The following is a 24988-nucleotide window of genomic DNA, read 5'->3' as shown; positions in this document are numbered from 1 at the left end:
TGCCGGTAGGCCAGCGCCAGGTGCTGGCGGACCACGGGGGCCGCGGCCATGCGGACGTCCTCGTCGAAAGCGGCCGGCCGCACCAGCACGCCGGGGTTCAGCACGTCGTCGGGGTCGAAGAGGCCCTTCACCCGGCCGAACAGCTCGATGACGCCGGGGAGTACATGAACGGCAGCAGCTCGCTGCGGGCCCGCCCGTCCCCGTGCTCGCCGGAGAGCGACCCGCCGTACCCGGCGACGAGGCGGGCGGCGTCCTCGACGAAGGAGCGGTACGCGCTCCGTCCTCGATGAGCGGGCCCCCGTCGTCGCCCGCACTGAAGGGGAAGTCGATGCGCACGTGCACGCAGCCGTCGCCGAAGTGCCCGTAGGGGACGCCCTGGAGCCCGTGGTCGTCGAGCAGCGCCTCGAAGCCGCGCAGGTAGTCGCCGAGCCGCTCGACCGGGACGGCGGCGTCCTCCCAGCCCGCGTGCGCCGGCCGTCCGTCGGAGGTGCGCGCGGCCAGCCCGGCGCCGTCCTCGCGGATCCGCCAGATCGCGGCGGCCTCGGCCGGGTCGGTGACGACGAGGGAGTCCAGGGCGGCCGCGTCGGCGAGCACCCCGCGGGCCTTCGCCTCGACCTCGGCGACGGTCTCGCCGGTCAGCTCCACGATCAGCCAGCCGTCGCCGCGGGGCAGGTCGGGGACGACGGCGGCCGGCACGTCGCGCAGCCGCTGCACGATCCGCTGGTCGAGCCCCTCGACGGCGGTCGGCTCGTGGGGAGCAGCCCTGGCGTTGCATCGGCGGCGTCGGCCATCGAGGGGTAGCCCAGCACCACCAGGCCGCGGAACGGTGCGTCGGTCACCAGCCGCACCGTCGCGCCGAGCACGAGCGCCAGCGTCCCCTCGCTGCCCACCAGGGCGCGGGCGACGTCGAACCCGCGCTCGGGCAGCAGGTGCTCCAGCGAGTAGCCCGACACCTGGCGGCCGAAGCGGCCGAGCTCGGTGCGGACCAGCGCCAGCTCCGCGGCCACCAGCGCGTGCAGGTCGCCGAGCACGCCGTCCGCGGGCTCGGTGGTCGGGCCCAGCCGCAGGCGGGTGCCGGCGCCGGTGACCACGTCGAGCCCCACGACGTTGTCCGACGTCCGCCCGTACCCGAGGGCGCGCGAACCGCAGGCGTTGTTGCCGATCATCCCGCCGACCGTGCAGCGGTTGTGGGTGCTCGGGTCCGGGCCGAACCGCAGGCCGTGTGGCCGGACCGCCGTCTGCAGCGCGGCCTGCACCAGGCCGGGGTCGACCGTCGCGGTCCGGGCCTCCACGTCGATCTCGTGGACGCGGGACAGGTAGCGGCTGGTGTCCAGCACCACCCCGGGGCCGACGGCGTTGCCCGCGATCGAGGTGCCGGCACCCCGGGCGGTCAGCGGGACGCCGAGGGACCGGCACACCTCCAGGGTCGCGACCATCTCGTCGACGTGCCGGGGCCGCACGACGGCCCGGGGCAGCACCCGGTACAGCGAGGCGTCGGACGAGTAGAGGGCCCGGGCCAGGCCGGAGTCGTCGACGTCCGCGATCCCGGCAGCCCGCAGCGCGGCTACGAGCTCGAGGCCGGTCTCCGAGGTCGTCAGGGGCGTGTCGGTCGCCGTCATGGGACGAGTCTCCCGAAGGGCACCGGCGGCCGGTCACCCGGCCTGTTCACCCGTTGGTCGGGCTGACCGAGAGGACGACGAGTGCTGGAGCCCGGTTCCACGGCTCGGAACCGGGCTGCAGCGCACATCGCCGGGAGGCGTCAGGACGTCGGGGGCTCGTCCTTGCCCTCCTCCTCGAGCCGGTCGGCCTCCTCCTTGGTCTTGTGCACCGCGCCGTCGGCGTGCTCCGGCGGGCCGTAGACCGTGTAGAGGATGAGCGGGTTCTCGCCGGTGTTCAGGAAGTTGTGCTTCGTCCCGGCGGGCACGACGACCAGGTCGCCCTGCGCGACGTTCTTCTCCGAGCCGGAGATGACCGCCTTACCGGTGCCGCTGACGAAGGTGAGGATCTGGTCGATGTCCTCGTGGGTCTCCTCGCCGATCTCACCGCCGGCCGGGATGGTCATGATCACCAGCTGGGTGTTCTTCCCGGTCCAGAGGACGCGACGGAAGTCCGGGCTCTTCTCGGCCTCGGTGGCGATCGTGTAGTGGATGACGGACGCCATGGACGGCGCTCCTCTCGTCGGGATCAGGTTCTGCCGTCCGGACGACGTGCCGGCGTCCGGACGGGCGGTGCCCTGCTCCTGCCCCTCACGTGCCGCGAGTAGTCGTCGCCCGCACCCGGAGTTGATCACTCTGGTGGGACGCGCCCGACCCGACGGGAGCGCAGCAGGCCGACGGCGACCAGGAGGAACGCGGTGACGACCGCGGTGACCGCGATGGTCACGACGGACAGCCGCCCGGTGGCCGAGAGCAGCTGCACGACCAGCGCCTCCGCCAGCGCCGCGGCCCAGACGGCGCCGACGGCCGACCGGTCGGCCGTGGCGACGCCCGAGTAGAGGAGCAGCTGGGCGAGGGCCAGGAGGGTGCCGAGCGCGGCGAACAGCCAGGCGGCGGCCCCGAGGGTGTCGCCGTAGGCCGCGCCCCCGGCGAGCGGCAGCGCAGCGGAGCCGACCGCCGCCGTCGCGATCGTGAGCACCGCACCGGCCCCGGCGACGAGGCCGAGTGCCGTGGGAAGGAGCCGCCGGCGGTGGGCCTCGTCGGCCAGCCGGGGAGCAGCACCACCCCGACCCCTGCGGCAGCCAGAAGGCGACCTTGGCGATGACCGAGCCGACCGCGTACTCGCCGGCGTGCGCGGCGGTCAGGTGGTGGCGGGCGAGCAGCAGGTCCAGGTTGAGCAGCAGCACGAAGCCGAGCAACGCGCCCGAGGCGCTCAGGGCGGCGGCCAGTGGCGCCCGCAGGCCGCCCCGTGCCACCCCGGTCGCCCGCACCCGGCCCAGCCGACGAGCGCCCCGGCGACGGCCGCCCCGGTCATCCCCGCGAGCGCCGCCGTGGGGGTTCCGCCGATCAGGAGCCCCACCGTCCCACCGGCGAGCTTGGTCAGGCCGAAGAACGCGTTCACCCCGGCGAGCCGGACGTAGCGCCCGCTGCCCTGGAGCACCCCTGGTACCCGGCGACGAGGGTCGACGGCAGCAGGAGTGCCACGAGCCAGCCCACCGCCGCGGCGTCGGGCAGGTGCAGGAGCACGGTCAGGGTAGGGACGACCAGCACTCCGATCGCGGTGCCGGCCAGGCCGGTCACCCATGCTGCGGCGTGCAGCCGGGAGGCGGCGCCTGGCCGGCCGCGGGACGACGACCCGCCGAGGTACAGGGCTGCCGCGGTCTGCAGCCCGGTGGCGGGCACGATGCCGACCAGCAGCACGCCGAGGAGAGCCGCCAGCTCCCCGAAGGCCGCCGGGACGAGCAGGCGGGCGGCCAGCAGCGTGAAGACGTAGGACAGCGCGTTCGTCCCGAGGAAGGCGACGGACACGAACGCGGCCGGACCGAGCAGACGGGGCGCGCGGAGCGGAGCGGACCGACCGGCGGGCATCTCGGCGGGCGTGCCCTCGACCGTGCCGTCCTCGCGGATGAGGGGTTCAGCCATGCCCGCCCCTACGCTGCGTCCCGGTCGCCGGGGCGACCAGCGGCGAGCGGACGGGAGGTGACCGTGGACGAGGGCTGGACCCGGCCGGAACCGTCCCCGTGGCCGGCCCGTCTGCTGGCGCTGGTCGTGGCCCTGCTGGTGACCGGTCCCGCTCTCGCGCCCGGCTTCGTGCTCCTCCGGGACATGGTGTTCGTGCCCCGCCAGGACCTCGACCTGGACGCCCTCGGGCTGGGCGGTGGCCTGCCGCGCGCCGTTCCGGTCGACGCGGTCATGGCGGTGGTCACCACGGTCGTGCCGGGTGAGTTCGTGCAGAAGGCCGTGCTCCTGGCCACGGTCTACGCGGCCGTGCTCGGTGCCGCCCGCCTGGTGCCGCCGGGTCCGGACGGCCGGCGCGGCATCGCCGCGGTCGTGGCCGGGCTCGTCTACGGATGGAGCCCCTACCTGGCCGAGCGGTTGCTCATCGGCCACTGGACGCTGCTGCTCGCCTTCGCCGCGCTGCCCTGGATCGCCCGCGCCGCGCTGCGGTTCCGCGACGGCGAACCCCGCGCGCTGCCGCGGCTGGTGCTCGCGTGCGCGCCCGCCGCCCTGACCCCGACGGGCGCGCTGCTCGCCGCCGGCGTCGTGCTGGCCCTGGTCGGCCGCCGCCACCTCCTGCCCGCCGCGACGGTGCTGCTCGTCCTCTCGCTGCCCTGGGTCGTCGCCGGCGTGCTGCATCCCGCAGGCGGGGCGTCGGATCCCGCCGGCGTGGCCGCCTTCGCCGCTCGCCCGGAGGGGTGGGGCGGGGCGCTGCTCGCGCTGCTGGGCACCGGGGGCATCTGGAACGCCGGCGCGGTGCCTGCCGGCCGGGGCTCGGTGCTGCTCCCGCTGGTCACCCTGGCCCTCGTGGCGCTGGCCGTCGTCGGCTGGGCGGGCGGGGGTGCGCGGCGCGGGCCGGGGCTCCGGCTGCTCGTGCTCGGTGCCCTCGGGCTGGTGCTCGCCCTGGCGGGGACGGTGCCCGGACTGCGCGAGGGCCTCGAGGTCGTCGTCCGGTCGGTTCCGGGCGGCGGGCTGCTCAGGGACGGCCAGAAGTGGGTGGCCTGGTGGGCGCTGCCCCTGGCGCTGGGGGCCGGCCTGGGCGCCCGCCGGCTCGCCGACGCCGTCCGTGCGCGGGACGTCCTGCCCGGTGCGGCCGGCCTGGTCGCCGCGGCCGCGGTGCTCCTGCCGGTCATCGCCGTGCCGGACCTGGTGTGGGGAGTGGGCGGACGGCTGCAGGCGGTCGACTACCCCGCCGACTGGGAGCGCGTCCGCGACGTGCTCGCCGACGATGAGCACCCGGGCGACGTCCTGGTGCTGCCCTTCGGCGCCTACCGGGCGTTCGGCTGGAACGACGACCGGCCCCAGCTGGACCCCGCGCCCCGGTGGCTGCCCCGGCCGACGATCACCGACGACGCGCTCGTCGTCGACGGCCGGGTGGTGGAGGGGAGGACCTCCGTGCCCGCGAGGTGGCGGCCGTCAGCGACGACCCGGCGGCGCTCGCCGAGCTCGGGGTGGGCTGGGTGCTCGTGGAACGGGGCACGCCCGGCCGCGACGTCCCCGACGAGGTGACCGCGCTGCCCCTGGTCGTGGACGGCGCGGAGCTGGACCTGCACCGCGTCCCGGACCCCCGTCCCGGCCCCCAGCCCTCGCCCGGTCGGGTGACAGCGGTCGTGGTGGTTCACGCCTGCTGGGCGGCGATCGTGACGGGGTCGGTGTTGTGGATCACGAGGTTGCCCTCTAGCGTCACGCCCCGTCGTCGCCCTCCACGGAAGCGAGTTCCCGCATGAAGACCCTGATCGCCGTGCTCATCTCCCTCGGCGGAGGTGCCGTGGTCGGCGTCGCCGCCGTTGCCGGCATCCAGGCGTCGCTCGACCCGGACAACGGCATCGAGACCACCAACGAGACGATCAACGTCCTCGACTACGGCGCCCGGGGCTGACCCCGGGCCGGCCGGCCCGTCCTCCCGCACCGCGGAGGCGAGCACCCGGGCGAAGCCCTCGATGCTGGCCGGCCAGCTGAACGCAGCAGCATGACGTGCCGCCGCCTCGCCCATCGCGAGGCGGCGGTTCTCGTCGGCCAGGAGACCGTCGACCGCCGCCACCATCTCGTCGAGGTCGTCGACGAGGACGCCGGTGCGGCCGTCGAGGACCGACTCGCGCAGCCCGCCGGCGGACCGGTAGCCCACCGTCGGGACGCGGTGCGAGCCGGCTTCGGTCACCACCAGCCCCCAGCCCTCCTTGATGGACGGGCACAGGTGCACCCACGCCCGGGCGAGCTCCTCGTGCTTGGTCTGCTCGTCGACGTGACCGGTGAAGTCGACGGAGTCCGAGACGCCCAGGTCGGCGGCGCGGGCGCGCAGCTCGGCGTCCCACCAGCCCTCACCGACGACCGACAGGCGCAGCCCCGGCCAGCGGTCGCGCAGCCGGGCGACCACCTCGATGGCGTGCTCGACCCGCTTGTGCGGCACCAGCCGGCCGAGCACCACCAGGTGCGGGTCCACCGACCGGGCCGAGCCCACCGGCGGCGGCTGCTCCACACCGTTGCCCACCACCGAGAGGCGGTCGGCGTCGATCCCGAGGCCGACCAGCTCCTCGGCGGTCGCGGTGGACACCGTCACGTACCGGCTGCGCCGGTACAGCCGGGGCGCCACCACGGACTCGATCCACCAGCCGATGGCGCCGCCGATCCGACCGAAGACGATCGGCCACTGCTCGCGGTGGACGTGGTGGACCAGGACGACGACGGGGCGCCGGGTCACCAGCGAACTGGCGAAGGGCAGTCCGTTCTGGACGTCGACGACGAGGCGCGGCCGGGTCCGGAACACGTGCAGCAGGGCCCGGGGTAGACCCCGAGCCGGCCGCCGCGGCGGACGACCCGCACCCCGCCGACGACCTCGTCGGCCACCGCTCGGGGGTGTGCGGCGCAGAAGATGGAGACGCGGAGCCCGCCACCCGCGAGCCCTTCGGCCATGCGGTGGACGTAGCGTTCCGAGCCGCCACCCTCGGGATGGGTCGCGTCCCTCCAGTTGACGAAGAGAACGTCGATCGGCGTTGACCGTTCCTGCATCCGCGCGACACTACCGGTGAGTAACACGCTTTCCCTCAGCCCCCGAGAGCCCATTCATCCGAAAAGGAACGGGAGACGAAAATGCCTCGGCCCGCCACGTTCGCCCGTTCCGTGAGGCTGTTCCGCGCATTCCTGGTCGAGCAGACCGATCCCGACCACTTCTACCGGACCCTGGCCGAGGACTCGGTGGCACAGTTGGCCGGCTACACGCCTCTGGAGGGGTCGACCGTCCTCGACGTCGGCGGGGGACCCGGCTACTTCGCCGACGCCTTCCGGAGGGCGGGAGCGACCTACATCGGGCTCGAGCCCGACGTGGGTGAGATGACCGCGCGGGGGTCCGCCGAGCCGGGCACCGTGCGTGGCAGCGGTGAGGCGCTGCCGGTGGGGGACGGCACCGTCGACGTCTGCTACTCGTCCAACGTGCTGGAGCACGTGCGCTCGCCGTGGACGATGGCGGCCGAGATGGTGCGGGTGACCAGGCCCGGGGAACGGTCTTCCTGTCCTACACGCCCTGGTGGTCCCCCTGGGGTGGCCACGAGACCGCGCCCTGGCACTACCTCGGCGGCCACCGGGCCCGCCGCCGGTACCGCCGTCGGCACGGTCGCGAGCCCAAGAACCGGTTCGGGGAGTCGCTGTTCGCCGTCTCGGCCGCCGGAGCCCTGCGCTGGGCCCGGTCCTGCCCCGACGTGGACCTGGTGCGCGCCTTCCCCGCTACCACCCCTGGTGGGCCACCTGGGTGGCGGCGGTCCCGGTGCTGCGCGAGGTCGTCTCGTGGAACTTCGTGGTCGTGCTGCGCCGCCGGGACGCCGACCGACCTGGTACGGCGCGGTATCGCCTGGGGTCGCGTCACCCGCACGGGTGACCGCATTCACTCTGGTACGCAGCGGTACCGGGCGGGCGGTACGGCTGCGTACCAGCCGGTATTGGATACCGCCCTACTCGTCAGTAGTGTTGCCCCGCTGCGACGCAAAGGTGCTGTCGCGACGAGCTTTGAGGAGCAATGGGCATGCGTGGACGCGCCATCGGGCTGGTTCTGCTGGGTCTGGGAGCGTTCCTGCTCACCGGTGCCCTGGCGGTCCGCCTGCTGCTGGAGCCGGCCCTGGTCAAGCTCCCGCTGGACCAGAAGGCCAGCCCGACGGCCCAGGGCACCGAGGTGGACTTCTTCAGCATCGGTGACCAGGAGCAGCTCGAGGGGCTGGAGGCCGACGTCCGCCAGCAGGTCCAGGGCGACCCGGACTCCAAGGCCGCCAGTGACGAGGTCGCCGTCTGGAACTTCGGTTCGACGATCACCAGCACTGACGGGACGCTGCTCAACGCCGGCACGTACCGCGTGTGCCTCGACCGGCGCGAGGCCGTCGCGGTCGAGTGCGACGTCGACCACATCGACTACGACGACGACGCGCCCGTCGAGGGGCTGACGCTCACGTTCCCCTTCGGCACCGAGCAGCAGGACTACGACGTCTTCAACTCCACGACGCGGCAGGCCTGGCCGGCCACCTTCGAGGGCGAGGAGGAGCTGGGCGGCCTGGACGTCTACCGGTTCCAGGTGTCGATCCCGGACACCGTCGTCCGCGAGCTCGAGGTCCCGGCCGCCTTCGCCGGCGCGGACGGCGAGGACACCGTGACCGCCGAGGTCGTCTACAGCAACGAGCGCACCATCTGGGTGGAGCCCACCAGCGGTGTCATCGTCACCTCGCAGGAGACCCCGAACACCGTCCTGCGCGGGCCGGAGGGCACGACCGGCGCCACCATCCTGGCGGGCACGTTCGCGGGTTCCGAGCAGACGATCGCCGACGGCGTGGAGCGGGCCGAGGACATCCGGGGCCAGATCACCCTGGTCAAGACGACGCTGCCGCTGACGATGGCGCTCGTCGGTCTCCTGCTGCTCGTCGTGGGTGCGGTCCTCCTGGCGCGCACCAACCGCCGCGGCGCCCACCGCGACGACGACGACTGGAGCGACACCCGCGAGGTCGCGCAGGTCGGCTGACCCCAGCGAGGGACCGGCGCCCACAGGGCCCCGGGCAGGACCTCGCTGCTGGACCGCACGTTCCGCCGGCGGTCGGCTCCGGATCATCCGGAGCCGACCGCCGGCGGCGTCGTCCGGTCGTCGGACCGCCCCGGTGCTGCCGGCCGCAGCGCGGACGTCGGCCGTCGGGACGCGCTGCTCCCGGAGCAGCGCAGCCGGACGCGGACGCGGGTGCACGAGGGGTCGGGGGTGCGACCGGGCGGCGTTCTGGCTGCCCGCCGGCCCGGAGGCAGGTGGGTGGTGGACCAGGCGGTCACCCGGTCAGCGGGACGGCTCCGGGATGCGGGCCTCGGCAGGAGCGACCGGGTGCGGTCGTGCGGTGCGGCCGCGCCGGAAGGGCATCCGCACGCCTCGCCCCCGCACGAGCGAGGACAGCAGCAGCCCCAGCCCCAGCGCCGCCGCGGTGTCGGCCCAGAAGCCCGGGACGCCGGCGGCCAGGCCGGACGACGTCGCGACGAGCAGGCCACTCCCGAGGAGGGCGACCACGCCGAGCACCGTCGCGTACCGGCGGACGCGCGGCAGGAGGCCGGTGGCCCACCCGACGACGACCGGGACCCCGGCCACGACCAGCGCGACCACCCCCAGCACGAACGCCGCACCGACCGCGAGGACGCGGTCCGGCGAGGTCAGGTCGGTCGGGCCGGCGCCGGCATCGCGCCGGCGGCCGGAACCGGTCAGCGCGAGCGCCACCAGTGCCAGCGCGAGCACGAGGCCGACCAGGAGGGAGGCGCGGTACCACCGGTCCGCGGTGAACTCGACCTCGACGGTTCCGGAGCTGCCGGCCGGGAGGAGGTACCCCTGCTGCCAGCCCTCCAGCACGACGAGCTCCAGCGGCCGCCCGTCGAGCGTCGCCCGCCAACCGTCGTTCACGTTCTCCGGGATGCGCAGGACGGTCTCGGTCGCGGTGTCCACCGAGAGGACCCGCCGGCTGTCCGACCACGACACGATCTCGAGGTCGGACGCCGCGGCGTCCCGCGTCGCTGCGGGGGTGACGCCGTGGGTGACCAGGTGAGCGACAGCGGCCGGAACTGCGGTGTCGGCTCGGCCACCACCCGGTGCTCCCCGGCCGTCAGGTCGACCGGGCCGTCGCAGACGCGCCAGCCCAGGGGCGTCCCGTCCAGCACGTCGCCCAGCGTCCCGGTCACCTCGGTGCGGTGGACCGTGCCGTCGATCCGCACCTCGGGTCCCAGCCCGCAGACGGCTCCGGTGCCGCCGTCCCGCCAGGGGCGGTGCTGGAGCCCTCCAGGCCCTCGACGCGGATCTCGCCGACGCCCAGCGGCTCGTCGGCGGCGAGGTCCGAGCGGTAGAAGGTGATCGACAACCCGTCGCGGGCGGACAACGGTTCGACGTAGCCGAAGCCGTCTAGGTCGACGTCCCGGACTCCACCCGAGGCCTCGATCCGGGCGCGGACCGGCTCGGCGGCCGGCACCCCGGCGGCGTCGACCGCGAGCCGGCTGACCGTGCGCTCGCCGGTCCAGCTCATGGTCAGCGTCGCCTCGTCGTCGGCCGGATCGGCCAGCCAGGGCGTCTCGATCGTGCCGTCGAAGGCGAACACCCGGAGACAGCCGGATCGTCGCCGAGGACGGATCCGGCGGTCACGGCCGCCGACCCGTCGAGCGGGCCCAGCAGAGCGGCGGCGGCCGGGGTGGGGAGCGCGACCACGGTGCCGGAGAGGTGCCAGCTGCCGTCCTCGACGAGCGTGAGCCGCCGGTCGATGCCGTTCCACTCCGGCGCCGACGTGGAGGTCCGGCAGTAGGGCCCGTAGCCGATGTCGAGGCACGGGCGCTCCTCGGCGGCGTTCCCGAGCAGCACCGTGGTGCCGGCCCCGACCGGACGGGGCACGTCGAGCGTGCGGCCCGCCGTCGTGTCCGGCAGCTGCACCTCCCTGATCGCGACCGGCACGAGTTCGGACGCCCCCGGCTGCACGGCGGTCACGGTGACCCGGACGTCGTGCACCGCGGTGCGCGGGACGGCCACCACCAGGTGGCCGTCGGCCGGGACCGCGTGCACCTCGGCGTCGCCGTCGAAGCTCACCTCGGCCTTCCGGACTTTGCTGGTGCCGCGCTCGCGCAGGAACCAGACGTGCAGCGCCCCGCCGGAGACCGGCCGGGCCAGGTCGACGTCGAGCCACTGCCCGACCGGCGGTTCGTACGCCCCGGACCGCCACGCCGTCTCCAGGCGGCCGTCGAAGGCCGCGGCCGGTCCCCGCTCGGGGCGGACGGAGCCGTAGTTGTCGGCATACCCCTGGGAGCTCGACGCCGTGACGTCGTCCACCGCGAGGAAGCCGGCCTGGACCGGGTCGACCGTGGGGGCGCCGGGGAAGTCGTCGGCCGGCCGGTCCAGGCGGGACGGCGAGGTGCGGGTCATGACCTCGCCGACCGCGTCGTGGATGCTGCCGAACTGGCGTTCCACCCGCCGGTAGCCGTCGGTCACCAGGTCCGCCGGCTCCTCGGCCCCGCCGACGGTGACGGCCTGGGCAGGCGAGAGGACATCCGCGTCGAGCGCGGCGAGGACGTCCTCCGGCCCGCCGTCCAGAGTCACGATCTCGTCGGTCTCCACCAGCGAGGCCCGGGGGACGGCGTTGCTGACCGCGTAGACGGTGATGAGGTCCTGGTCGGCGAAGCCGGTGCTGCCGAACCCGGCCACCCGGCGGATGCCGGGGCTGTCGAGCAGGGCGCGCTCGGTCCGGTTGACGTCCGCGGCGCTGGTCGCCCGCCGGTCGAGGTCACGCCGGAGGACGACGTGCGTGATCCCGGTCCGCGCCAGGACGTCGGCCAGCCCGGCGCTGCCGTGCCCGGCGCCCAGCCGGCGTTCGATCGTGTCCAGCACCCGGATGGTGGCGCCCGGTGCCAGGACGGTCTGGCTCCGGGTCACCCAGGCGGAGTCGGTCAGGCCCTGGATCGGCTCGTCGACCGTCCACCCCCAGGTCTGCACCCCGAACCCGGCGCCGGGCACGACCAGGGCCCGGTTGTGCGGCTGGTCGTCGAGGTAGGCGGCGGTCTGCATCCAGGCCTCGGGGACGTCGGTCCACCCGGGCGTCCGCAGCCCGTTCGTGAACAGCGGGGCGGCGCCGACCAGCAGGACCGCGGCGAGCACGCCGCCCAGCACCCTGCGTCCCACCGTCGCGTGCCGTTCCCGGCCCCGCTGTTCCAGGAACGATCCGGTCCGCCGGAAGAGGAGGGCCGACGCGTGCGCGGCGCCGAGCGCGAGCGGCAGCCGGACCAGCGGGTCGACCTTGTGCACGTTGCGCAGCGGGGCCAGCGGGCCGTCGAGCAGCGCGCGGACCGGGCCGTCGACGAAGGAGCCGGCGAGGGACGGGTTGCCCAGGGTCAGGCAGAGCAGCCCCAGGAGCAGGGCGAGGGTGAGCGGCAGCCGCAGGGGCATGCGGGGGTGCAGGAGGCCGACGAGCCCGAAGGCAGCGACGCCCATGGCGAGGACGGCGAGCGGTGCCGACGTCACCAGGGTGTGGGCGCCGGGCCACCAGGCCTCCCCGCCCACCGTGTGGTACGCCACCCAGTGCTCGGCGCCGCGCAGGCTGTTCGCCCAGCCGGTCGTGTAGGTGGTCGCGCCCGCCGTCTCGATGTAGTCCAGGAACGGCGGGCTGTAGCGGCCGAGCAGGAGCAGTGGCCCGATCCACCAGGCGCAGGCCAGCGCGGCCCCGAGGCTCCACCAGCCGAGCAGCGCTGCGCCGTCGCGGCGCAGCCGGCTGGCGGCGACCAGGAAGGCGAGGGGAGCACCGCCAGCGTGCCGACGGCGTTCACGCCCCCATGCACAGGATGGCCACCCCGGACAGCAGTCCCCCCGGCGGGCCGACAACCGCCCGTCCAGCGCGAGCACCAGGGGCAGCACCGCCCAGGGGAGGAGCGCCACGGGAGGCGCCTCTCCGGACAGGACGCCGACGCCACCCAGGAACCGCGGGGACAGGGCGTAGGCCAGCCCGCCCAGCAGGGCGGCCGCAAAGGGCAGGCCGAGGGCGCGGACGAGGCGGCGCGCGCCCTCGTAGGCGACCACCAGCAGCAGGCCGGACCACAGGCGCTGGGCGAGCCAGTCGGGCGCCTGTAGGACGTCGGCCACCAGGAAGAAGGTGCCGTGCGGGAAGAGGTAGCCGTAGGCCTGGTTCTGCAGCGCGCCCAGGGTGAGCGGGGACCACAGCTGCAGGGCCTGGTCCAGGAAACCGGCGGGATCCGCGGTCAGGTCGAACTTGGTGTCGAACGTCGTCCGGCCTGGCTGCTGCAGGACCGAACCGAGGAGCAGGAGGGCCCACACCCCGACGTGCGTCCACGTCCGCGAAGAGGATGCCGCGGCACGACGACCGAGCGCGTTCCCCGAACGGTTGTGCTGATGGAAACCCTCCGCGTCGTGCAGTTCCGCTGCTGTAGTGTGCCGCGCGAGTGTAGCCGTCCTCCGTCTACTGATTGGCAATACGTGCCGGACTTCCCGCTGCCGCCCACCGACGAGCGCTTCCCGGAAATCTGGGCCCTTGCGGACCCCATTCCCGGATGGTTGACCGCGGCGCAGGCAGAATTGCTGTTCGAGCAGGCGGGAGCGCTGCCGGCCGGGGCCACCGCCCTCGAGATCGGCAGCCACCAGGGTCGTTCCACCGTGGTGCTCGCGCACGCCGTGCGGCCTCGGGGCGGTCGGGTCGTGGCCATGGATCCATTCGTCGACGGCCGTTTGTTCGGCGGCAGTGCCACGCGCCTGGAATTCGAACGGCACGTGCAGGAGGCCGGAGTCGAGGACGTCGTGGAATTGGTCTGCGAATACTCGACCAAGGCGCGGAAATCCTGGACGCGCAGTTTCGATCTGCTGTACATCGACGGGAAGCACGATTACTGGACGCTTTCCGACGACCTCAGGTGGCGGGTGCACCTGCCCGCCGGCGCGCCGGTGCTCGTGCACGACTGCTTCTCCTCCATCGGGGTGACCCTCGGCGTCCTGGCCCACGTGCTGCTCGCCGGTGACCTGCGCTACGAGCGGCGGGCGGGATCCCTGGCGCTGTTCCGCGTCGGCCGGCCGTCGGGCCGCGACCGGCTGCGCATCGTCGCGGAGCTGCCGTGGTGGCTGCGCAACGTCGTCGTCAAGGTCCTGCTCCGGCTGCGGCTGCGCTCCGTGGCCCGGCTCCTGGGCCACGACTCGCCGTACGACCCCTACTGAGCCCCTGCCGAGCCCCGGCGACGGTCAGCCGCGCCGCTCCAGCACGCTGATCACGACCGCGGTGGCGAGATCGGTGTCCTCGGGCAGTCGCTCGGCCTCGCCCCGCTCCACCCGCGCCAGCATGAGCTCGTTGATGCCACCGACCGCGGCGAGCACGAGCGAGCGGTCCACCCGTCGGACCTCGGCGGGAACCTCCTCGGCAAGGCCGGAGGCGACCTCCGCGAGCAGGTCCACGTAGCCGTCGATCATGTCGCGACGCAGCGCCTGGGCCCGGCGGCCCGCGGCCTGCACCTCCACGAGCGCCGCCCAGGCCACGGGCGCCCCGGCCGCCATCGTCGCCAGGTAGGCGGCGATGCCCGCCCGCAGCCGGTCGCGCCAGGGCAGCCCGGCCCGACGCGCCTCCTCCTGGGCCTCCCGAACGGTGGCCAGCACCTTGGCGTTGGCCCGCGAGTACAGCTCGAGCAGGCACTCCTCCTTGTCCCGGAAGTGGGCGTAGACCACCGTCTTCGACACCCGCCCGGCGCGTGCGATGTCGGAGATCGTCGTGGCCTGGTAGCCCTTCTCGGCCATCGACACGGCCAGCGCCCAGAGGATCCGCCCCGCCGGTGGGCGTCGTCGACCGCGGGATCCTCGGTGGGATCGACGAGGCTGTGCACGCCGGAAGAATGTCACGCGCGGAAGGAGCGGTGAGGGAACTCACCGCTCCTGCCGGAAGCTGGAGCGCGCCCGCAGCGTCGGGTATGGGGTGAGCATGCCGACTACCGAGCGGGCCCCCGGCGCGCGTACGCGGTCTGGGGCGTGGGACTGCTCGCCTACGCCGTCGCCGTCTTCCACCGCTCGTCCCTCGGGGTGGCCGCCGTGGAGGCGCAGGAGCGGTTCTCGGCCGGCGCCTCCGCGGTGTCGCTGTTCCTGGTCCTGCAGCTGGCCGTGTACGCCGGGCTGCAGGTGCCCGTCGGGGTGGCCCTGGACCGCTTCGGCTCGCGCCGCATGATCCTGGCCGGGGCGCTCACCATGGCCGCCGGTCAGCTGGTGCTCGCCCTGGCCGACGACGTCCCGACGGCGGTGGCCGCGCGGGTCCTGGTCGGCGCCGGTGACGCGATGACCTTCATCAGCGTCCTGCGCGTCGTCGCGATGTGGTTCCCCGGCAGTGCGGCCCCGCTGATCACGCAGTTGACCGGGATCCTCGGCCAGGCCGGGTCCGTCGTCGCGGCCTATCCGCTGGTGGCCCTGCTGCACGGCACCTCGTGGGAGGCGACGTTCCTCGGCGCGGCGGCCACCGGGCTGCTGGTCGCGGTGCTGGTGACGGTGGCGCTGCGGGACGCGCCGCGTGGCCGGGCCGCCGGTCCGGCCCTGGACGCGGCCGAGCTGCGCCGCAGGCTGGTGGACACGTGGCGCGAGCCGGGAACGCGGATCGGGATGTACACCCACCTCGTCACCCAGTTCTCCGGCACGGTTTTCGCGCTGCTGTGGGGCTATCCGTTCCTGGTGGTGGGCCAGGGGCTGACCCCGGGAGGCGCCGCAGCCCTGCTGACGCTGCTCGTCCTCGTCGCGATGGCCGTGGGGCCGGTGCTCGGGCGGCTGTGCGCGCGCTGGCCGCTGCGCCGCTCGGTGCTCGTCTTCGCCATCCTGGGCGCCACGGTGACGGCGTGGACCGTCGTCCTGGTGTGGCCGGGGCGCGCTCCGGTCGCCGTGCTCGTGGTGCTGGTCGTGGTGCTCGGCACGAACGGCCCCGGTTCCATGATCGGGTTCGACTTCGCGCGCACCGAGAACCCCGTGGAGCGGATGGGGAGCGCCAGCGGGGTGGTCAACGTGGGCGGCTTCGTCGCGTCCCTGCTGACGATCCTGGCGATCGGCGTGGTCCTCGACGTGCTCACCCCCGGTGGGGGCACGGACTACGACCTCGGCGCGTTCCGCGCGGCCTTCGCCGTCCAGTACGTGTTCTGGGCGATCGGCCTGGTCGGCGTCCTGCGGCACCGGCGGGAGCTCCGGTCCCGGCTGGCGCGGGACGGCGTGGTCCTGGCACCGCTGCACGCCGCCGTCCGTGCCCGGCTGAGGGGCACCTCGGCCTACCGCTGAGGTGCCCGCCCGGTCGGCCTCACCCCTTCGGGCCAGGCTGCGCCCCCGGCGCCGAGGGCCGGGGCTCGGACCGGGGAGGATGGCGTCCCGCTGCTAGCATCCGGCGGACGTCGAGCCCCGGGGGCATCCATCACTACGGGAGAGCGCGGCCCGCGCCTCGATTCGCTGACCGGCCTGAGGTACGTCGCGGCGCTGAGCGTGGTCCTGCTGCACGTGACCGCCAGCAGGGTGAACGGGGAGGCGCTGGTCGACCTCGGTCCGGTCCTCGGGCGCGTGGCCGAGCTCGGGTACCTGGGCGTCACCTTCTTCTTCGCCCTCTCCGGTTTCGTCCTGACCTGGTCGGCGAGCGGGAGCCGGCTCTCGGCCGGTGCGTTCTACCGGCGCCGCTTCGCCCGGGTGTACCCGCTGCACCTGGCGACGGCGGTGCTCGCCGGGCTGGCCGGGATCCTCTACGGGGCAGCCGCCGGACCCGGCACCTGGGCAGCGGTCCTGCTGCTGGTGCAGTCCTGGATCCCGGACCGGGACGTCTTCTTCGGCCTCAACTCGGTCTCGTGGTCGCTGTCCTGCGAGGCCTTCTTCTACGCGGTGACGCCGGTGCTGATGGCCGTCGGCGCGCGCAACTCCCTGCGCCGCGTCTGGACGGCCGCGGCCCTGCTGGGCGCGACGGTCCTGGCCGCGTCGGTCGTGGCGGTGTCGGTGGACCCGGCGCTCGACCTCGCGGTCTGGGTCTCGCCCTGGTACTCCGTCGTCAGCTTCGTCGGCGGTATGGCGCTCGCTCTGACGCTGGAGCGGGGCGGCCTCCGGTGGCCCTCCTCCGGACGGCGAGCGGCGCGCTGCTCGGTGCGGTGGGCCTGGTCCTGCTGGGGTCCTGGGACGGCAGCTGGCCGCGGTCGCTGGCCACGCTCGTCGTGCTGCCCGCGATCCTGCTCGTGCTGGGGGCGGCGGCCCGCCAGGACCTGGCCGGGCAGCGCTCCTGGCTGTCCCGTCCCTGGACCGTCCGCCTGGGGAGTGGTCCTTCGCCCTGTACCTCGTCCACTTCCTCCTGATGCACGCGATCGGCCGGGTCCGGCCGGCGCCGGCGCTCGAGGGCGTGGCCGCCGTGCTCGGCCTCGTCGGGTTCGTGGTCGTCGCCACCGGCGTGGCCGCGGTGGCGTACGCCGTCGTCGAGAAGCCGGCCGAGCGCTGGTTGCGTGGCCGACCCCGGGCCGAGGACGCGGTCGGCGGCCCCGCCGCGCGAGGCACCTAGGGCTTCGGCGCGGTGACCGCTGCGTGCGGTCGCGCCGCTGCCGCCGGCGCGGCATGATCACCGCTGCCGGACCGTCGTCGCAGGAGGGTGGTCGTCGTGACCGAGGTCGAACCTGCGCTGGGCGCCGGGCCGCTGCTGCTGATCGCGGCCGCCGCGGTGGCGGTGCTGCTGTTCCTCATCATGCGGCTGAAGCTGCACGCGTTCGTGGCCCTGGTGCTGGTCAGCCTGCTCACGGCCCTGGCTGCCCAGGTGCCGCTCGAGGACGTGGTGAGCACGCTGACCGCCGGCTTCGGGTCCACGCTGGCCAGCGTCGCCCTGCTGGTGGGGCTCGGCGCGATGCTGGGCCGGCTGCTGGAGTTCAGCGGCGGGGCACAGGTGCTCGCCGACTCCCTGATCCGCCGTTTCGGGGAGCAGCGGGCACCGCTGGCCCTGGGCGTGGCGGCGCTGCTGTTCGGCTTCCCGATCTTCTTCGACGCCGGGCTGGTCGTCTTCCTTCCGATCGTGTTCACCGTGGCGCGGCGGCTGGGCGGATCACTGCTGACCTACGGCCTGCCCGTCGCGGGCGCCTTCGCGGTGATGCACGCCTTCGTCCCGCCGCACCCGGGCCCCGTCGCGGCCGCCGAGCTGGTCGGCGCCGACATCGGCCTGGTGCTGGTCTTCGGCCTCCTGATCGGCCTCCCGACCTGGTACCTGGGCGGCTACCTCTTCGGAACCTGGGCCGGCCGTCGCTACCAGGTGGCCGTGCCGGACATCCTGGGATCCGACGACGACGGCCCGTCAGGCACGGCGGGCTCGTCGGGGGCGCCCCAGGAAGCGGTGGAAGGCACCTCGCCCGCCGTCGCGGATCCCGGCGCGGACACCCGGACGGCGGCACGGACCGCCGGGCCACCCTCGTTCGGGACCGTGCTCGCGATCCTGCTCCTGCCCCTGCTGCTGATCTTCCTGAACACCGGCATGAGCACCCTGGCCACGGCCGGCACCGTCGACGCGGACTCGACGTTCGTGCGGACCGCCCAGCTGATCGGTGCCACCCCGATCGCCCTGCTCCTCACCGTGCTCGTCGCGATGTGGGTGCTGGGCAAGCACCGGGGCACCGACGGGGCGGAGATCGAGTCGGTGGTCAACAGCGCGCTCGGCCCGGTCTGCGCGATCATCCTGATCACCGGCGCCGGCGGGATGTTCGGCGGCGTCCTGCGGGCCAGCGGCATCGGTGAGGCGCTCGCCGACGTGCTGGCCGACATCGGGCTGCCGGTCATCGTCGCGGCGTTCGTCATCTCGGTGCTGCTGCGGATCGCCCAGGGCTCGGCCACGGTGGCCCTGACGACCGCGGCGGGCCTGATCGCGCCGGTGGTCGAGGCGACCGACGGTCTCTCGAGCCCCGACCTGGCCCTGATCGTCATCGCCATCGCCGGCGGGGCCACCGTCCTCTCGCACGTCAACGACTCCGGCTTCTGGCTGGTCAGCCGGTTCTTCCAGATGGACGAGAAGACGACGCTCAAGACGTGGACGGTGATGGAGACCCTGCTGGGCACCATCGGCTTCCTGCTCGCCCTGGTGCTCAGCCTGCTGCTGTGACCGCACGCCCCGTCGCACCGTCGCGACGGGCGGAGTGCTCGGAGGGGACCACCATGAACCGGGTCGCACGAATCGCCACTGCCGGCCTGTCCGCGGTGGCCGCTGTCGCCGCCCGGGACCTGCTCCAGCGCCAGCACACGCTGCTGCGCAACTTCCCGGTGATCGGGCACGCGCGCTACCTGCTGGAATCCATCGGGCCCGAGCTGCGCCAGTACCTGGTCGCGGGCGACAACGAGGAGCGGCCGTTCACCCGTGACCAGCGCCGGTGGGTGTACGCGTCGGCCAAGGCGCAGAACAACTACTTCGGTTTCGGCACCGACAACGACCTCGAGTACACGGCCGGCTACCCGGTCATCAACCACCGCACGTTCGGTCGCGCGGTGCCGACGTCGCACGTGCAGGCCGGCCACCGGGTGGACCTGCCCTGCGCGAAGGTCCTCGGGGCCGCGCGGGGAGGGCCGGGGCGTTCCGCCCGGCCTCGGTCGTCAACATCTCCGCGATGAGCTTCGGCTCGCTGTCCGGTCCCGCCGTCGAGGCGCTCAACCGCGGCGCCGCGCTGGCCGACTGCCTGCAGAACACGGGGAGGGCGGGATCTCGGTCCACCACCGGCACGGCGGGGAGCTGGTGTTCCAGATCGGTACCGCCTACTTCGGGTGCCGGGACGAGCTCGGCCGCTTCGACCTCGACCGGCTCAAGGAACGAGTCGCCAGCGCACCGGTGCGGGCGCTGGAGATCAAGCTCAGCCAGGGGCCAAGCCGGGCCTCGGCGGGGTGCTGCCGGGCGTCAAGGTCTCGGCGGAGATCGCCTCGGCGCGGGGGTGCCGGAAGGCGTCGACTGCGTGAGCCCGTCGCGGCACGCGGAGTTCGACGACGCCGACGGCCTGCTGGACTGGGTGGAGCTGCTGGCGGCGGAGACGGGACTGCCGGTGGGCATCAAGGCGGCGGTCGGCGACATGCCCTTCTGGGAGGAGCTGACCGATCTCATGGTCGGCACCGGCCGCGGCGTGGACTTCGTGACGATCGACGGCGGGGAAGGCGGCACCGGCGCCGCACCGCTGCTGTTCACCGATTCGGTCTCGCTGCCGTTCCAGCTCGGCTTCAGCCGGGTCTACGCCGAGTTCGCGCGCAAGGGCCTGCACGACCGCGTGGTGTTCGTCGGCGGCGGGAAGCTCGGGTTGCCGGACAACGCGACCGTGGCGTTCGCGCTGGGCTGCGACATGGTGAACGTCGCGCGCGAGGCGATGCTGGCCATCGGCTGCATCCAGGCCCAGAAGTGCCACACCGACACCTGCCCGGTCGGCGTCGCCACGCAGAACACCTGGCTCACCCGCGGGCTGGACCCGGCGCTGAAGTCGGTGCGGGCGGCGAACTACGTGCGCACCCTGCGCCGCGACCTGCTGCGGCTCGCCGAGGCGTGCGGCGTCGAGCACCCGGGGCTCATCGACGCGGACGTGGTGGAGATCCTCACCGGGCGGACGGCGTCGCGGCCGCTGCGCGAGGTGTACGACTACGAACCGGGCTGGGGCCTGCCGTCGGCGGCCGACCGCGCCGAGATCGCCCGGATCATGAGCGCCGAGGCGCCGGAGGGTGGTTCCGCGCCGCCGTCCCCCGACGCCATCGACTGAGCCGCAGGTACAGGCATAGGTACCTATACCTGCGTCTCAGCGCCCAGAACGCAGGTATAGGTACCTATGCCCGGGGCCTGGGGTGGGTCAGGCCCCGGTGCCGGTGCCGCGGAGGAGGTCCTCGAAGGACGTCGTCGGGTCGGCGAACGGGTCCACCCGGCCCGAGCTCCCGGCGCGTCCGCTGACCAGGTCGGCCAGTTCGCCGGCGGCCCGCTCGATGCGACCGGCCAGGGCACGGTCGATGCCACCGGCGCCGGCCCAGTCCTCCGTCGCGGCGAAGACGGCGGTGGGCACAGAGACCGCGCGCAGGTAGGAGAACAGCGGCCGGACGGCGTGCTCGAGGGCGAGGAGTGCCGAGCGGTGCCGGCGGTCGCCCCCAACAGGACCGGCTTCCCGGTCAGCGCGTCCTTGTCCAGGACGTCGAAGAACGTCTTGAACAGCCCGCTGTAGGACGCCGAGAAGATCGGCGTGACGGCGATCAGGCCGTCGGCGCCGGTGACGGTGTCCACGGCCGTCTGCAGAGCCGTGTTGGCGAAGCCGGTGACGAGGTTGTCGGCCAGGTCGCGGGCGTGCTCGCGCAGCTCCACGACCTCGACCGTGGTGTCCTCACCGCGCGCCCTCAGGGCGTCGACGGCGGCCGCCGTGAGCCGGTCGCCCAGGAGCCGGGTGGACGACGGGTTGCTGAGGCCGCCGCTGACGACGGCCAGCGTCCGGGTGGTCATCGCGCCTGCCCCGTGACCGAGTCGGCGGGGGCGTGCACCGTGGAGTCCGTGGCGCCGCCGGCCGCGGCGACCAGCGAGGCGTGGGTCGGCGCCTCGGGAACGTGCGCCGGCTTGAGGGCCGCGAACTCGCGGCGCAGCACCGGCACGACCTCCTCGCCGAGCAGGTCGAGCTGTTCGAGCACCGTCTTGAGCGGCAGGCCGGCGTGGTCGATGAGGAACAGCTGGCGCTGGTAGTCACCGACGTAGTCGCGGAAGCCGAGCGTCCGTTCGATGACCTGCTGCGGGCTGCCGACGGTCAGCGGCGTCTGCGAGGTGAACTCCTCCAGCGACGGGCCGTGGCCGTAGACCGGCGCCACGTCGAAGTAGGGGCGGAACTCCTTGACGGCGTCCTGGCTGTTCTTGCGCATGAACACCTGACCGCCGAGGCCGACGATGGCCTGGTCGGCGCTGCCGTGCCCGTAGTGCTCGTAGCGGCGGCGGTAGAACTCGACCATCTTCTGGGTGTGCTCCGGCGGCCAGAAGATGTGGTTGTGGAAGAAGCCGTCGCCGTAGTACGCGGCCTGCTCGGCGATCTGCGGGCTGCGGATCGACCCGTGCCAGACGAACGGCGGGACGCCGTCGAGGGGCCGGGGGTGGAGGTGAAGCCCTGCAGCGGGGTGCGGAACTTCCCTCCCAGTTGACGACGTCCTCGCGCCACAGCTGCCGGAGGAGGGCGTAGTTCTCGACGGCGAGCTCGATGCCGTCCCGGATGTCCTTGCCGAACCAGGGATAGACCGGCCCGGTGTTGCCGCGGCCCATCATCAGGTCGACGCGGCCGTCGGCCAGGTGCTGGAGCATCGCGTAGTCCTCGGCGATCTTCACCGGGTCGTTGGTGGTGATCAGCGTCGTGGACGTCGAGAGCTGCAGCGCGTGGGTCTTCGCGGCGATCCAGGCGAGCGTGGTGGTCGGGGAGGAGGAGAAGAACGGCGGGTTGTGGTGCTCACCGAGAGCGAAGACGTCGAGCCCGACCTCCTCGGCCTTCTGCGCGATGGTCAGGACCGCCGTGATCCGCTCCGCCTCGGTCGGCGTGCGACCGGTGGTCGGGTCCTGCGTGATGTCGCTGACCGTGAAGATGCCGAACTGCATGACCGTCTCCGTTGCTGGTTGAAAGTGCAACTACCATCCGGCTCAACCGGCCCGACCATCGATCTATGCCCGCATCCCCGTCCCGCGAGCCGGGACCGGAGCGGGCCGCTCTGCGACGCACCGTAGCTGTCCTGGCACAGGCTGCCGAACTACGCCGGTGACATCTTCACGGTCCGGTCACGGTGGCCGACCCGGCCCACCGGTGTCTGGCACTGTCCGCCCTGGAAGCGGTTCGCGGCAGGGGAGAACGATGGTGCGGAGCAGGTCCGGTGGTGCCGTGGTCGACGCGGACGGGGAGAGCGGTCGTGCCTCCGGCACGTCGCCGCAGGCGCCCAACATCCGGGGTGACCTCGAGGAGCTGATGGACCACCGCCCGGTGTTCCGGCTGCGGCTGCAGGGATACGACCGGCTCGAGGTGGACAACTACACGGCGTGGGCCGAGGGCGAGCTGATCGCCGTCCGCCGTCAGGTCGACCACCTGTTGAGCCGGTTCGGCGAGTGCTCGGCGGAGCTGGAGATCTCGCGGCGTCTGCTCGCCGACGCCCCGCGGGGCCGGGAGTCCTTCCCGGTCTCCGAGCGGGTGCAGGAAATGCTGCGACTGGCCTCCGACGAGGCCTCCGCCCTCACCGAGGCCGGCGCGCGGGAGGCCGAGCGCATCGTCGCCGACGCCCGCACCGAGGCCGATGCCCGGCTGCGCAAGGCCCACCAGATCAAGGAGCTGGCGGTCGACGCCGCCGACGAGCTCCTGGAGCACGCCCGCCGTGATCGGGCGACCGCGGCGGCCGCGATCGATCGCGCCGAGGGGAGGCGGCGGACATCCTGCGGCAGGCAGCCGCGGAACGGGATCGGCTGGCCGCGGCGGCCGCCCGCGACCGGGAACGCGCGGCGGCCGACGCCTCGGCGCAGCTGGCCGCCGTGCAGGCGCAGGTCGAGGACGTCCGCCGCCAACGGGACCAGGCGCGGCAGTCGCTGCGCGAGCTGACCGACCGGATCGGGGAGGCGCTGCAGGCGGTGGCCGGCATGGTCCCCGAGGACGTCCCGCGGACCCACGTCATGCGGGGCAACGTGGCCGCCGAGGGCGCCGTGCCCGACGCGCGCGAGGAAGCGGACGTCGTCGTGATGGTGGGCCGCCCGGCCCCGTTCCGAACTGAGGTCCGGGCCGGGCGCCCGGGGACGCTTCCGGCTCGTCAGGGCGGGTGCTGGTGAGAGGCTGTGGCCGGGCACCGGCGACGCGGGTGGAACCGAGGGAGGCAGCGATGGACGACGTCTGTGAGGTCGTGCGGGTCGAGGGCGGGATCGTCGTCGGGCACGACGGGTCCAAGTGCGCCCAGGAGGCGCTGGTCTGGGCCGGGCGGCTGGCCCGCCGGTCGGACCTGCACCTCCACGTCGTCCGGGCCTGGGCCATGATGACCGCCCCGCAGCCGAAGAGCTGGACGCCGGGTTACGTCCCGCCCCTCCCGGAGTGGGAGAAGGCGGTGCACGACGAGCTCACGGCGCACGTGAGGGCCGCCGGCCTGGATCCCGCGGTCCGCGTGACCTGCCACGTGGTGCACAAGGCGCCGGCCCAGGGGCTGATGACTGCCGCCGAGGGCGCGAACCTGCTGGTGATGGGGGCGCGTGGGCGTGGGGGCTTCCGCGGGCTCCTCCTCGGCTCGGTCAGTGACCAGCTGGTCCACCACTCGCCCTGCCCGGTGACCGTCGTCCGCACGGGCGCCACCGGCCGCGAGATCGAGGCTTCGGCCGGCAGCGCCGTCGAGGAGTGACCGGCGCGGGCGGCTCCCCGGGGCAGGCGCCGGCGCTCGGCCGATCCCGGTCGGCGACGGGCCCGAGGACGTCGTCGATGCCGGCGGCCGGGTGCTCACCGGGCTCTCCGACGGGCGCATCGCGCGCATCGACCGGGTCTCGGGCACCGTCGAGACGGTGGCCCGCGTCCCGGGGCGTCCACTCGGGCTGGAGCTGCTGGGAGGGGTCGGCATCGCGGTTGCGGGCAGCGTGGGGAACGGCAGCGCGCCGGGCGCTCAGTCCGCCGGCGAGACCCCGTAGATCGTCCGCAGCCACACCTCGAGCAGCACCTCGACGACGCCGGCCTCGTCCACGGCCGGACCGTCGCCGCTGAAGGTCGCGTAGAGGGCCCGTTCGTTCATCGAGGTCAGGAGGATCGCCAGGTCGAGGGCCGGCGGTCCGGGTGGCGCCGCGCCGCGCGCCCGTTCCGCCTCGATCGCGACCGCGCACCGCCGTGCCCAGTCCCCGGACACCCGTGCCCAGAGCTCGCGGATCTCGGCGCTGCTCGAGCGGGCCTCCGCCCAGGCGAGGGTGAGCGCCCGGTGCGCCCGGAACGTCTCGTAGTACGTGGTGATCGTCCGGCGCCACCCTTCCCGCGGTCCGGCGGCTGGGAGGAGCGACGCGTCGAGCGTGGCGGCATCGGCCTCGGCCACCACCCGGTCGAGCAGGGTCAGCAGGACGGCGTCCTTCGAGGCGAAGTAGAAGTAGAAGGTGGGCCGGGAGATCCCCGCGCCGCGGGCGAGGTCGTCGACGGAGATGGCGCTGAGCGGTTTCTCCGTCAGCAGCCGCTCCGCGGTGGCGAGGATGGCGAGCTCGCGGTCGTCGCCCGAGGGGCGGGCGGTCCGCCGCCCGCGGGGGAGGGATCGCTCGCCGGGACGGTCACCGCCGAAGAATAGCCGGACGCACCCGTTTCTAGACACCATGTTGACTCGTTCGACAGTCCGTCGATAGCGTCGGTGCCGGAATGTTCCAGCGCCGCACCTCGCCGGTCGCGGCCGG

30 protein-coding genes and 4 pseudogenes are annotated in these 24988 nt (G+C 74.0%); 16 read left to right on the top strand and 18 right to left on the bottom strand.

Features of this window, described 5'->3' with window-relative positions; all coding sequences use genetic code 11:
• Positions 1-127 precede the first annotated feature (127 nt).
• From U6N30_RS16515 to U6N30_RS16485, 7 genes and pseudogenes are all read right to left on the bottom strand, one after another.
• A complete protein-coding gene (locus U6N30_RS16515) occupies positions 128-346 on the bottom strand; it encodes an FAD-linked oxidase C-terminal domain-containing protein (protein ID WP_324278339.1) in 219 nt (72 codons plus the stop codon).
• 26 nt (positions 347-372) lie between these two features.
• Positions 373-714: pseudogene (locus U6N30_RS16510) on the bottom strand (FAD-binding oxidoreductase); the annotation flags it as partial.
• Entirely contained in the window at positions 648-1619 is a 972-nt protein-coding gene (locus U6N30_RS16505) for an FAD-binding oxidoreductase (protein WP_324273098.1), read from the bottom strand. The gene U6N30_RS16505 and the pseudogene U6N30_RS16510, both read right to left, overlap by 67 nt.
• Before the next feature lie 140 nt (positions 1620-1759).
• Positions 1760-2161: a cupin domain-containing protein gene (locus U6N30_RS16500; RefSeq protein WP_324273097.1), complete on the bottom strand. Its 402-nt coding sequence runs from the start codon at positions 2159-2161 to the stop codon at positions 1760-1762.
• A 125-nt stretch (positions 2162-2286) separates the two neighbouring features.
• Complete coding sequence (locus U6N30_RS16495; RefSeq protein WP_324273096.1) at positions 2287-2634, bottom strand: hypothetical protein; 348 nt, start codon at positions 2632-2634, stop codon at positions 2287-2289.
• Between the two features lie 234 nt (positions 2635-2868).
• Positions 2869-3057, bottom strand: coding sequence for a hypothetical protein (locus U6N30_RS16490; protein ID WP_324273095.1), 189 nt, complete (start codon positions 3055-3057; stop codon positions 2869-2871).
• Entirely contained in the window at positions 3054-3578 is a 525-nt protein-coding gene (locus tag U6N30_RS16485) for a polysaccharide biosynthesis protein (RefSeq protein ID WP_324273094.1), read from the bottom strand. The genes U6N30_RS16490 and U6N30_RS16485 overlap by 4 nt, the downstream gene beginning before the upstream one ends.
• Before the next feature lie 57 nt (positions 3579-3635).
• Here U6N30_RS16485 and U6N30_RS16480 point away from each other — a divergent pair, with 57 nt between their 5' ends.
• A complete protein-coding gene (locus U6N30_RS16480) occupies positions 3636-5162 on the top strand; it encodes an MmpA family trehalose lipid delivery protein (protein ID WP_324273093.1) in 1527 nt (508 codons plus the stop codon).
• A gap of 109 nt (positions 5163-5271) precedes the next feature.
• Here the strand turns inward: U6N30_RS16480 and U6N30_RS16475 are convergent, their stop codons facing one another.
• Positions 5272-6417, bottom strand: a complete 1146-nt coding sequence (locus U6N30_RS16475; RefSeq protein ID WP_324273092.1) for a glycosyltransferase family 4 protein — start codon at positions 6415-6417, stop codon at positions 5272-5274.
• Positions 6348-6659: a glycosyltransferase gene (locus U6N30_RS16470; protein ID WP_324278338.1), complete on the bottom strand. Its 312-nt coding sequence runs from the start codon at positions 6657-6659 to the stop codon at positions 6348-6350. The genes U6N30_RS16475 and U6N30_RS16470 overlap by 70 nt, the downstream gene beginning before the upstream one ends.
• A gap of 81 nt (positions 6660-6740) precedes the next feature.
• Here U6N30_RS16470 and U6N30_RS33990 point away from each other — a divergent pair.
• From U6N30_RS33990 to pgfA, 3 genes and pseudogenes are all read left to right on the top strand, one after another.
• Positions 6741-7133 (top strand): annotated as a pseudogene (locus U6N30_RS33990) (class I SAM-dependent methyltransferase); the annotation flags it as partial.
• Positions 7134-7395: 262 nt separating this feature from the next.
• Positions 7396-7521 (top strand): hypothetical protein, encoded by a 126-nt coding sequence (locus U6N30_RS16465; protein ID WP_324273091.1) that lies wholly within the window; start codon positions 7396-7398, stop codon positions 7519-7521.
• A gap of 144 nt (positions 7522-7665) precedes the next feature.
• The gene (gene pgfA / locus U6N30_RS16460; protein ID WP_324273090.1) at positions 7666-8646 is read left to right on the top strand and encodes a cell envelope lipid trafficking protein PgfA; all 981 of its coding nucleotides are present in this window, start codon (positions 7666-7668) and stop codon (positions 8644-8646) included.
• A 300-nt stretch (positions 8647-8946) separates the two neighbouring features.
• Here pgfA and U6N30_RS16455 read toward each other — a convergent pair whose 3' ends face one another.
• Genes U6N30_RS16455 through U6N30_RS16440 form a run of 4 tightly spaced genes read right to left on the bottom strand, consistent with a single transcriptional unit; the run spans position 8947 to position 12951 of the window.
• Complete coding sequence (locus U6N30_RS16455; RefSeq protein WP_324273089.1) at positions 8947-9597, bottom strand: hypothetical protein; 651 nt, start codon at positions 9595-9597, stop codon at positions 8947-8949.
• Positions 9552-9863 (bottom strand): hypothetical protein, encoded by a 312-nt coding sequence (locus U6N30_RS16450; protein WP_324273088.1) that lies wholly within the window; start codon positions 9861-9863, stop codon positions 9552-9554. Before U6N30_RS16450 ends, U6N30_RS16455 begins: the two co-directional genes overlap by 46 nt.
• Entirely contained in the window at positions 9827-10240 is a 414-nt protein-coding gene (locus U6N30_RS16445) for a hypothetical protein (RefSeq protein ID WP_324273087.1), read from the bottom strand. The genes U6N30_RS16450 and U6N30_RS16445 overlap by 37 nt, the downstream gene beginning before the upstream one ends.
• On the bottom strand, positions 10171-12951 hold the full coding sequence (locus U6N30_RS16440; RefSeq protein ID WP_324273086.1) for an alpha-(1->3)-arabinofuranosyltransferase domain-containing protein: 2781 nt from the start codon (positions 12949-12951) through the stop codon (positions 10171-10173). Before U6N30_RS16440 ends, U6N30_RS16445 begins: the two co-directional genes overlap by 70 nt.
• Positions 12952-13026: 75 nt before the next feature.
• Here U6N30_RS16440 and U6N30_RS16435 point away from each other — a divergent pair, with 75 nt between their 5' ends.
• A complete protein-coding gene (locus U6N30_RS16435) occupies positions 13027-13839 on the top strand; it encodes a class I SAM-dependent methyltransferase (RefSeq protein ID WP_324278337.1) in 813 nt (270 codons plus the stop codon).
• Positions 13840-13863: 24 nt separating this feature from the next.
• Here U6N30_RS16435 and U6N30_RS16430 read toward each other — a convergent pair whose 3' ends face one another.
• Entirely contained in the window at positions 13864-14415 is a 552-nt protein-coding gene (locus U6N30_RS16430; RefSeq protein ID WP_324273085.1) for a TetR/AcrR family transcriptional regulator, read from the bottom strand.
• Positions 14416-14637: 222 nt separating this feature from the next.
• On the opposite strand from U6N30_RS16430, the gene U6N30_RS16425 reads away from it, so the two are divergent.
• The 7 genes and pseudogenes from U6N30_RS16425 (at position 14638) to U6N30_RS16400 (ending at position 20360) form a co-directional block, all read left to right on the top strand.
• Positions 14638-15915, top strand: a complete 1278-nt coding sequence (locus tag U6N30_RS16425) for an MFS transporter (protein ID WP_324273084.1) — start codon at positions 14638-14640, stop codon at positions 15913-15915.
• Positions 15916-16113: 198 nt separating this feature from the next.
• Positions 16114-16665: pseudogene (locus tag U6N30_RS33985) on the top strand (acyltransferase family protein); the annotation flags it as partial.
• Positions 16666-16718: 53 nt separating this feature from the next.
• Positions 16719-16961, top strand: a complete 243-nt coding sequence (locus U6N30_RS16420) for a hypothetical protein (protein WP_324273083.1) — start codon at positions 16719-16721, stop codon at positions 16959-16961.
• Entirely contained in the window at positions 16961-17161 is a 201-nt protein-coding gene (locus tag U6N30_RS16415) for a hypothetical protein (RefSeq protein WP_324273082.1), read from the top strand. The genes U6N30_RS16420 and U6N30_RS16415 overlap by 1 nt, the downstream gene beginning before the upstream one ends.
• A 96-nt stretch (positions 17162-17257) precedes the next feature.
• Entirely contained in the window at positions 17258-18736 is a 1479-nt protein-coding gene (locus U6N30_RS16410; protein WP_324273081.1) for a GntP family permease, read from the top strand.
• Between the two features lie 53 nt (positions 18737-18789).
• Positions 18790-19239 (top strand): hypothetical protein, encoded by a 450-nt coding sequence (locus U6N30_RS16405; RefSeq protein WP_324273080.1) that lies wholly within the window; start codon positions 18790-18792, stop codon positions 19237-19239.
• Positions 19236-20360 carry an FMN-binding glutamate synthase family protein gene (locus U6N30_RS16400; protein ID WP_324273079.1) on the top strand — a complete coding sequence of 375 codons (1125 nt, stop codon included), beginning with the start codon at positions 19236-19238 and terminating at the stop codon, positions 20358-20360. Before U6N30_RS16405 ends, U6N30_RS16400 begins: the two co-directional genes overlap by 4 nt.
• Positions 20361-20383: 23 nt before the next feature.
• Here U6N30_RS16400 and U6N30_RS16395 read toward each other — a convergent pair whose 3' ends face one another.
• The 3 genes and pseudogenes from U6N30_RS16395 to U6N30_RS16385 all read right to left on the bottom strand — a co-directional run.
• A complete protein-coding gene (locus U6N30_RS16395; protein ID WP_324273078.1) occupies positions 20384-21082 on the bottom strand; it encodes a CE1759 family FMN reductase in 699 nt (232 codons plus the stop codon).
• Entirely contained in the window at positions 21079-21852 is a 774-nt protein-coding gene (locus tag U6N30_RS16390) for an LLM class flavin-dependent oxidoreductase (RefSeq protein WP_324278336.1), read from the bottom strand. The genes U6N30_RS16395 and U6N30_RS16390 overlap by 4 nt, the downstream gene beginning before the upstream one ends.
• A pseudogene (locus tag U6N30_RS16385) lies at positions 21799-22207 on the bottom strand (LLM class flavin-dependent oxidoreductase); the annotation flags it as partial. The gene U6N30_RS16390 and the pseudogene U6N30_RS16385, both read right to left, overlap by 54 nt.
• Positions 22208-22484: 277 nt before the next feature.
• Between U6N30_RS16385 and U6N30_RS16380 the strand changes: the two are divergent.
• From U6N30_RS16380 to U6N30_RS16365, 4 genes are read left to right on the top strand one after another with little or no spacing between them, the layout of a single operon-like run.
• Positions 22485-23189, top strand: a complete 705-nt coding sequence (locus U6N30_RS16380) for a DivIVA domain-containing protein (RefSeq protein ID WP_324273077.1) — start codon at positions 22485-22487, stop codon at positions 23187-23189.
• Complete coding sequence (locus tag U6N30_RS16375; protein WP_324273076.1) at positions 23123-23413, top strand: hypothetical protein; 291 nt, start codon at positions 23123-23125, stop codon at positions 23411-23413. Before U6N30_RS16380 ends, U6N30_RS16375 begins: the two co-directional genes overlap by 67 nt.
• Before the next feature lie 50 nt (positions 23414-23463).
• Positions 23464-23970 (top strand): universal stress protein, encoded by a 507-nt coding sequence (locus U6N30_RS16370; protein WP_324273075.1) that lies wholly within the window; start codon positions 23464-23466, stop codon positions 23968-23970.
• A 43-nt stretch (positions 23971-24013) separates the two neighbouring features.
• Positions 24014-24250, top strand: coding sequence for a hypothetical protein (locus U6N30_RS16365; RefSeq protein WP_324278335.1), 237 nt, complete (start codon positions 24014-24016; stop codon positions 24248-24250).
• On the opposite strand, the gene U6N30_RS16360 is transcribed toward U6N30_RS16365, so the two are convergent.
• Positions 24226-24912, bottom strand: coding sequence for a TetR/AcrR family transcriptional regulator (locus tag U6N30_RS16360; RefSeq protein WP_324273074.1), 687 nt, complete (start codon positions 24910-24912; stop codon positions 24226-24228). The genes U6N30_RS16365 and U6N30_RS16360 overlap by 25 nt on opposite strands.
• Positions 24913-24988: the final 76 nt, after the last annotated feature.

Source organism: Blastococcus brunescens (assembly GCF_035320885.1).
Classification (GTDB): domain Bacteria; phylum Actinomycetota; class Actinomycetes; order Mycobacteriales; family Geodermatophilaceae; genus Blastococcus_B; species Blastococcus_B brunescens.
Note: the sequence above shows the minus strand (reverse complement) of the source record. Positions and strands in the feature narration are given on the sequence as shown.

Coding starts and splice junctions, on each gene's coding strand:
- U6N30_RS16505 (WP_324273098.1), bottom strand. CDS start 1,619: ATGACGGCGACCGACACGCCCCTGACGACCTCGGAGACCGGCCTCGAG.
- U6N30_RS16500 (WP_324273097.1), bottom strand. CDS start 2,161: ATGGCGTCCGTCATCCACTACACGATCGCCACCGAGGCCGAGAAGAGC.
- U6N30_RS16485 (WP_324273094.1), bottom strand. CDS start 3,578: ATGGCTGAACCCCTCATCCGCGAGGACGGCACGGTCGAGGGCACGCCC.
- U6N30_RS16470 (WP_324278338.1), bottom strand. CDS start 6,659: ATGCAGGAACGGTCAACGCCGATCGACGTTCTCTTCGTCAACTGGAGG.
- pgfA (WP_324273090.1), top strand. CDS start 7,666: ATGCGTGGACGCGCCATCGGGCTGGTTCTGCTGGGTCTGGGAGCGTTC.
- U6N30_RS16435 (WP_324278337.1), top strand. CDS start 13,027: ATGGAAACCCTCCGCGTCGTGCAGTTCCGCTGCTGTAGTGTGCCGCGC.
- U6N30_RS16415 (WP_324273082.1), top strand. CDS start 16,961: ATGCACGCGATCGGCCGGGTCCGGCCGGCGCCGGCGCTCGAGGGCGTG.
- U6N30_RS16405 (WP_324273080.1), top strand. CDS start 18,790: ATGAACCGGGTCGCACGAATCGCCACTGCCGGCCTGTCCGCGGTGGCC.
- U6N30_RS16400 (WP_324273079.1), top strand. CDS start 19,236: ATGAGCTTCGGCTCGCTGTCCGGTCCCGCCGTCGAGGCGCTCAACCGC.
- U6N30_RS16395 (WP_324273078.1), bottom strand. CDS start 21,082: ATGACCACCCGGACGCTGGCCGTCGTCAGCGGCGGCCTCAGCAACCCG.
- U6N30_RS16370 (WP_324273075.1), top strand. CDS start 23,464: ATGGACGACGTCTGTGAGGTCGTGCGGGTCGAGGGCGGGATCGTCGTC.
- U6N30_RS16360 (WP_324273074.1), bottom strand. CDS start 24,912: ATGGTGTCTAGAAACGGGTGCGTCCGGCTATTCTTCGGCGGTGACCGT.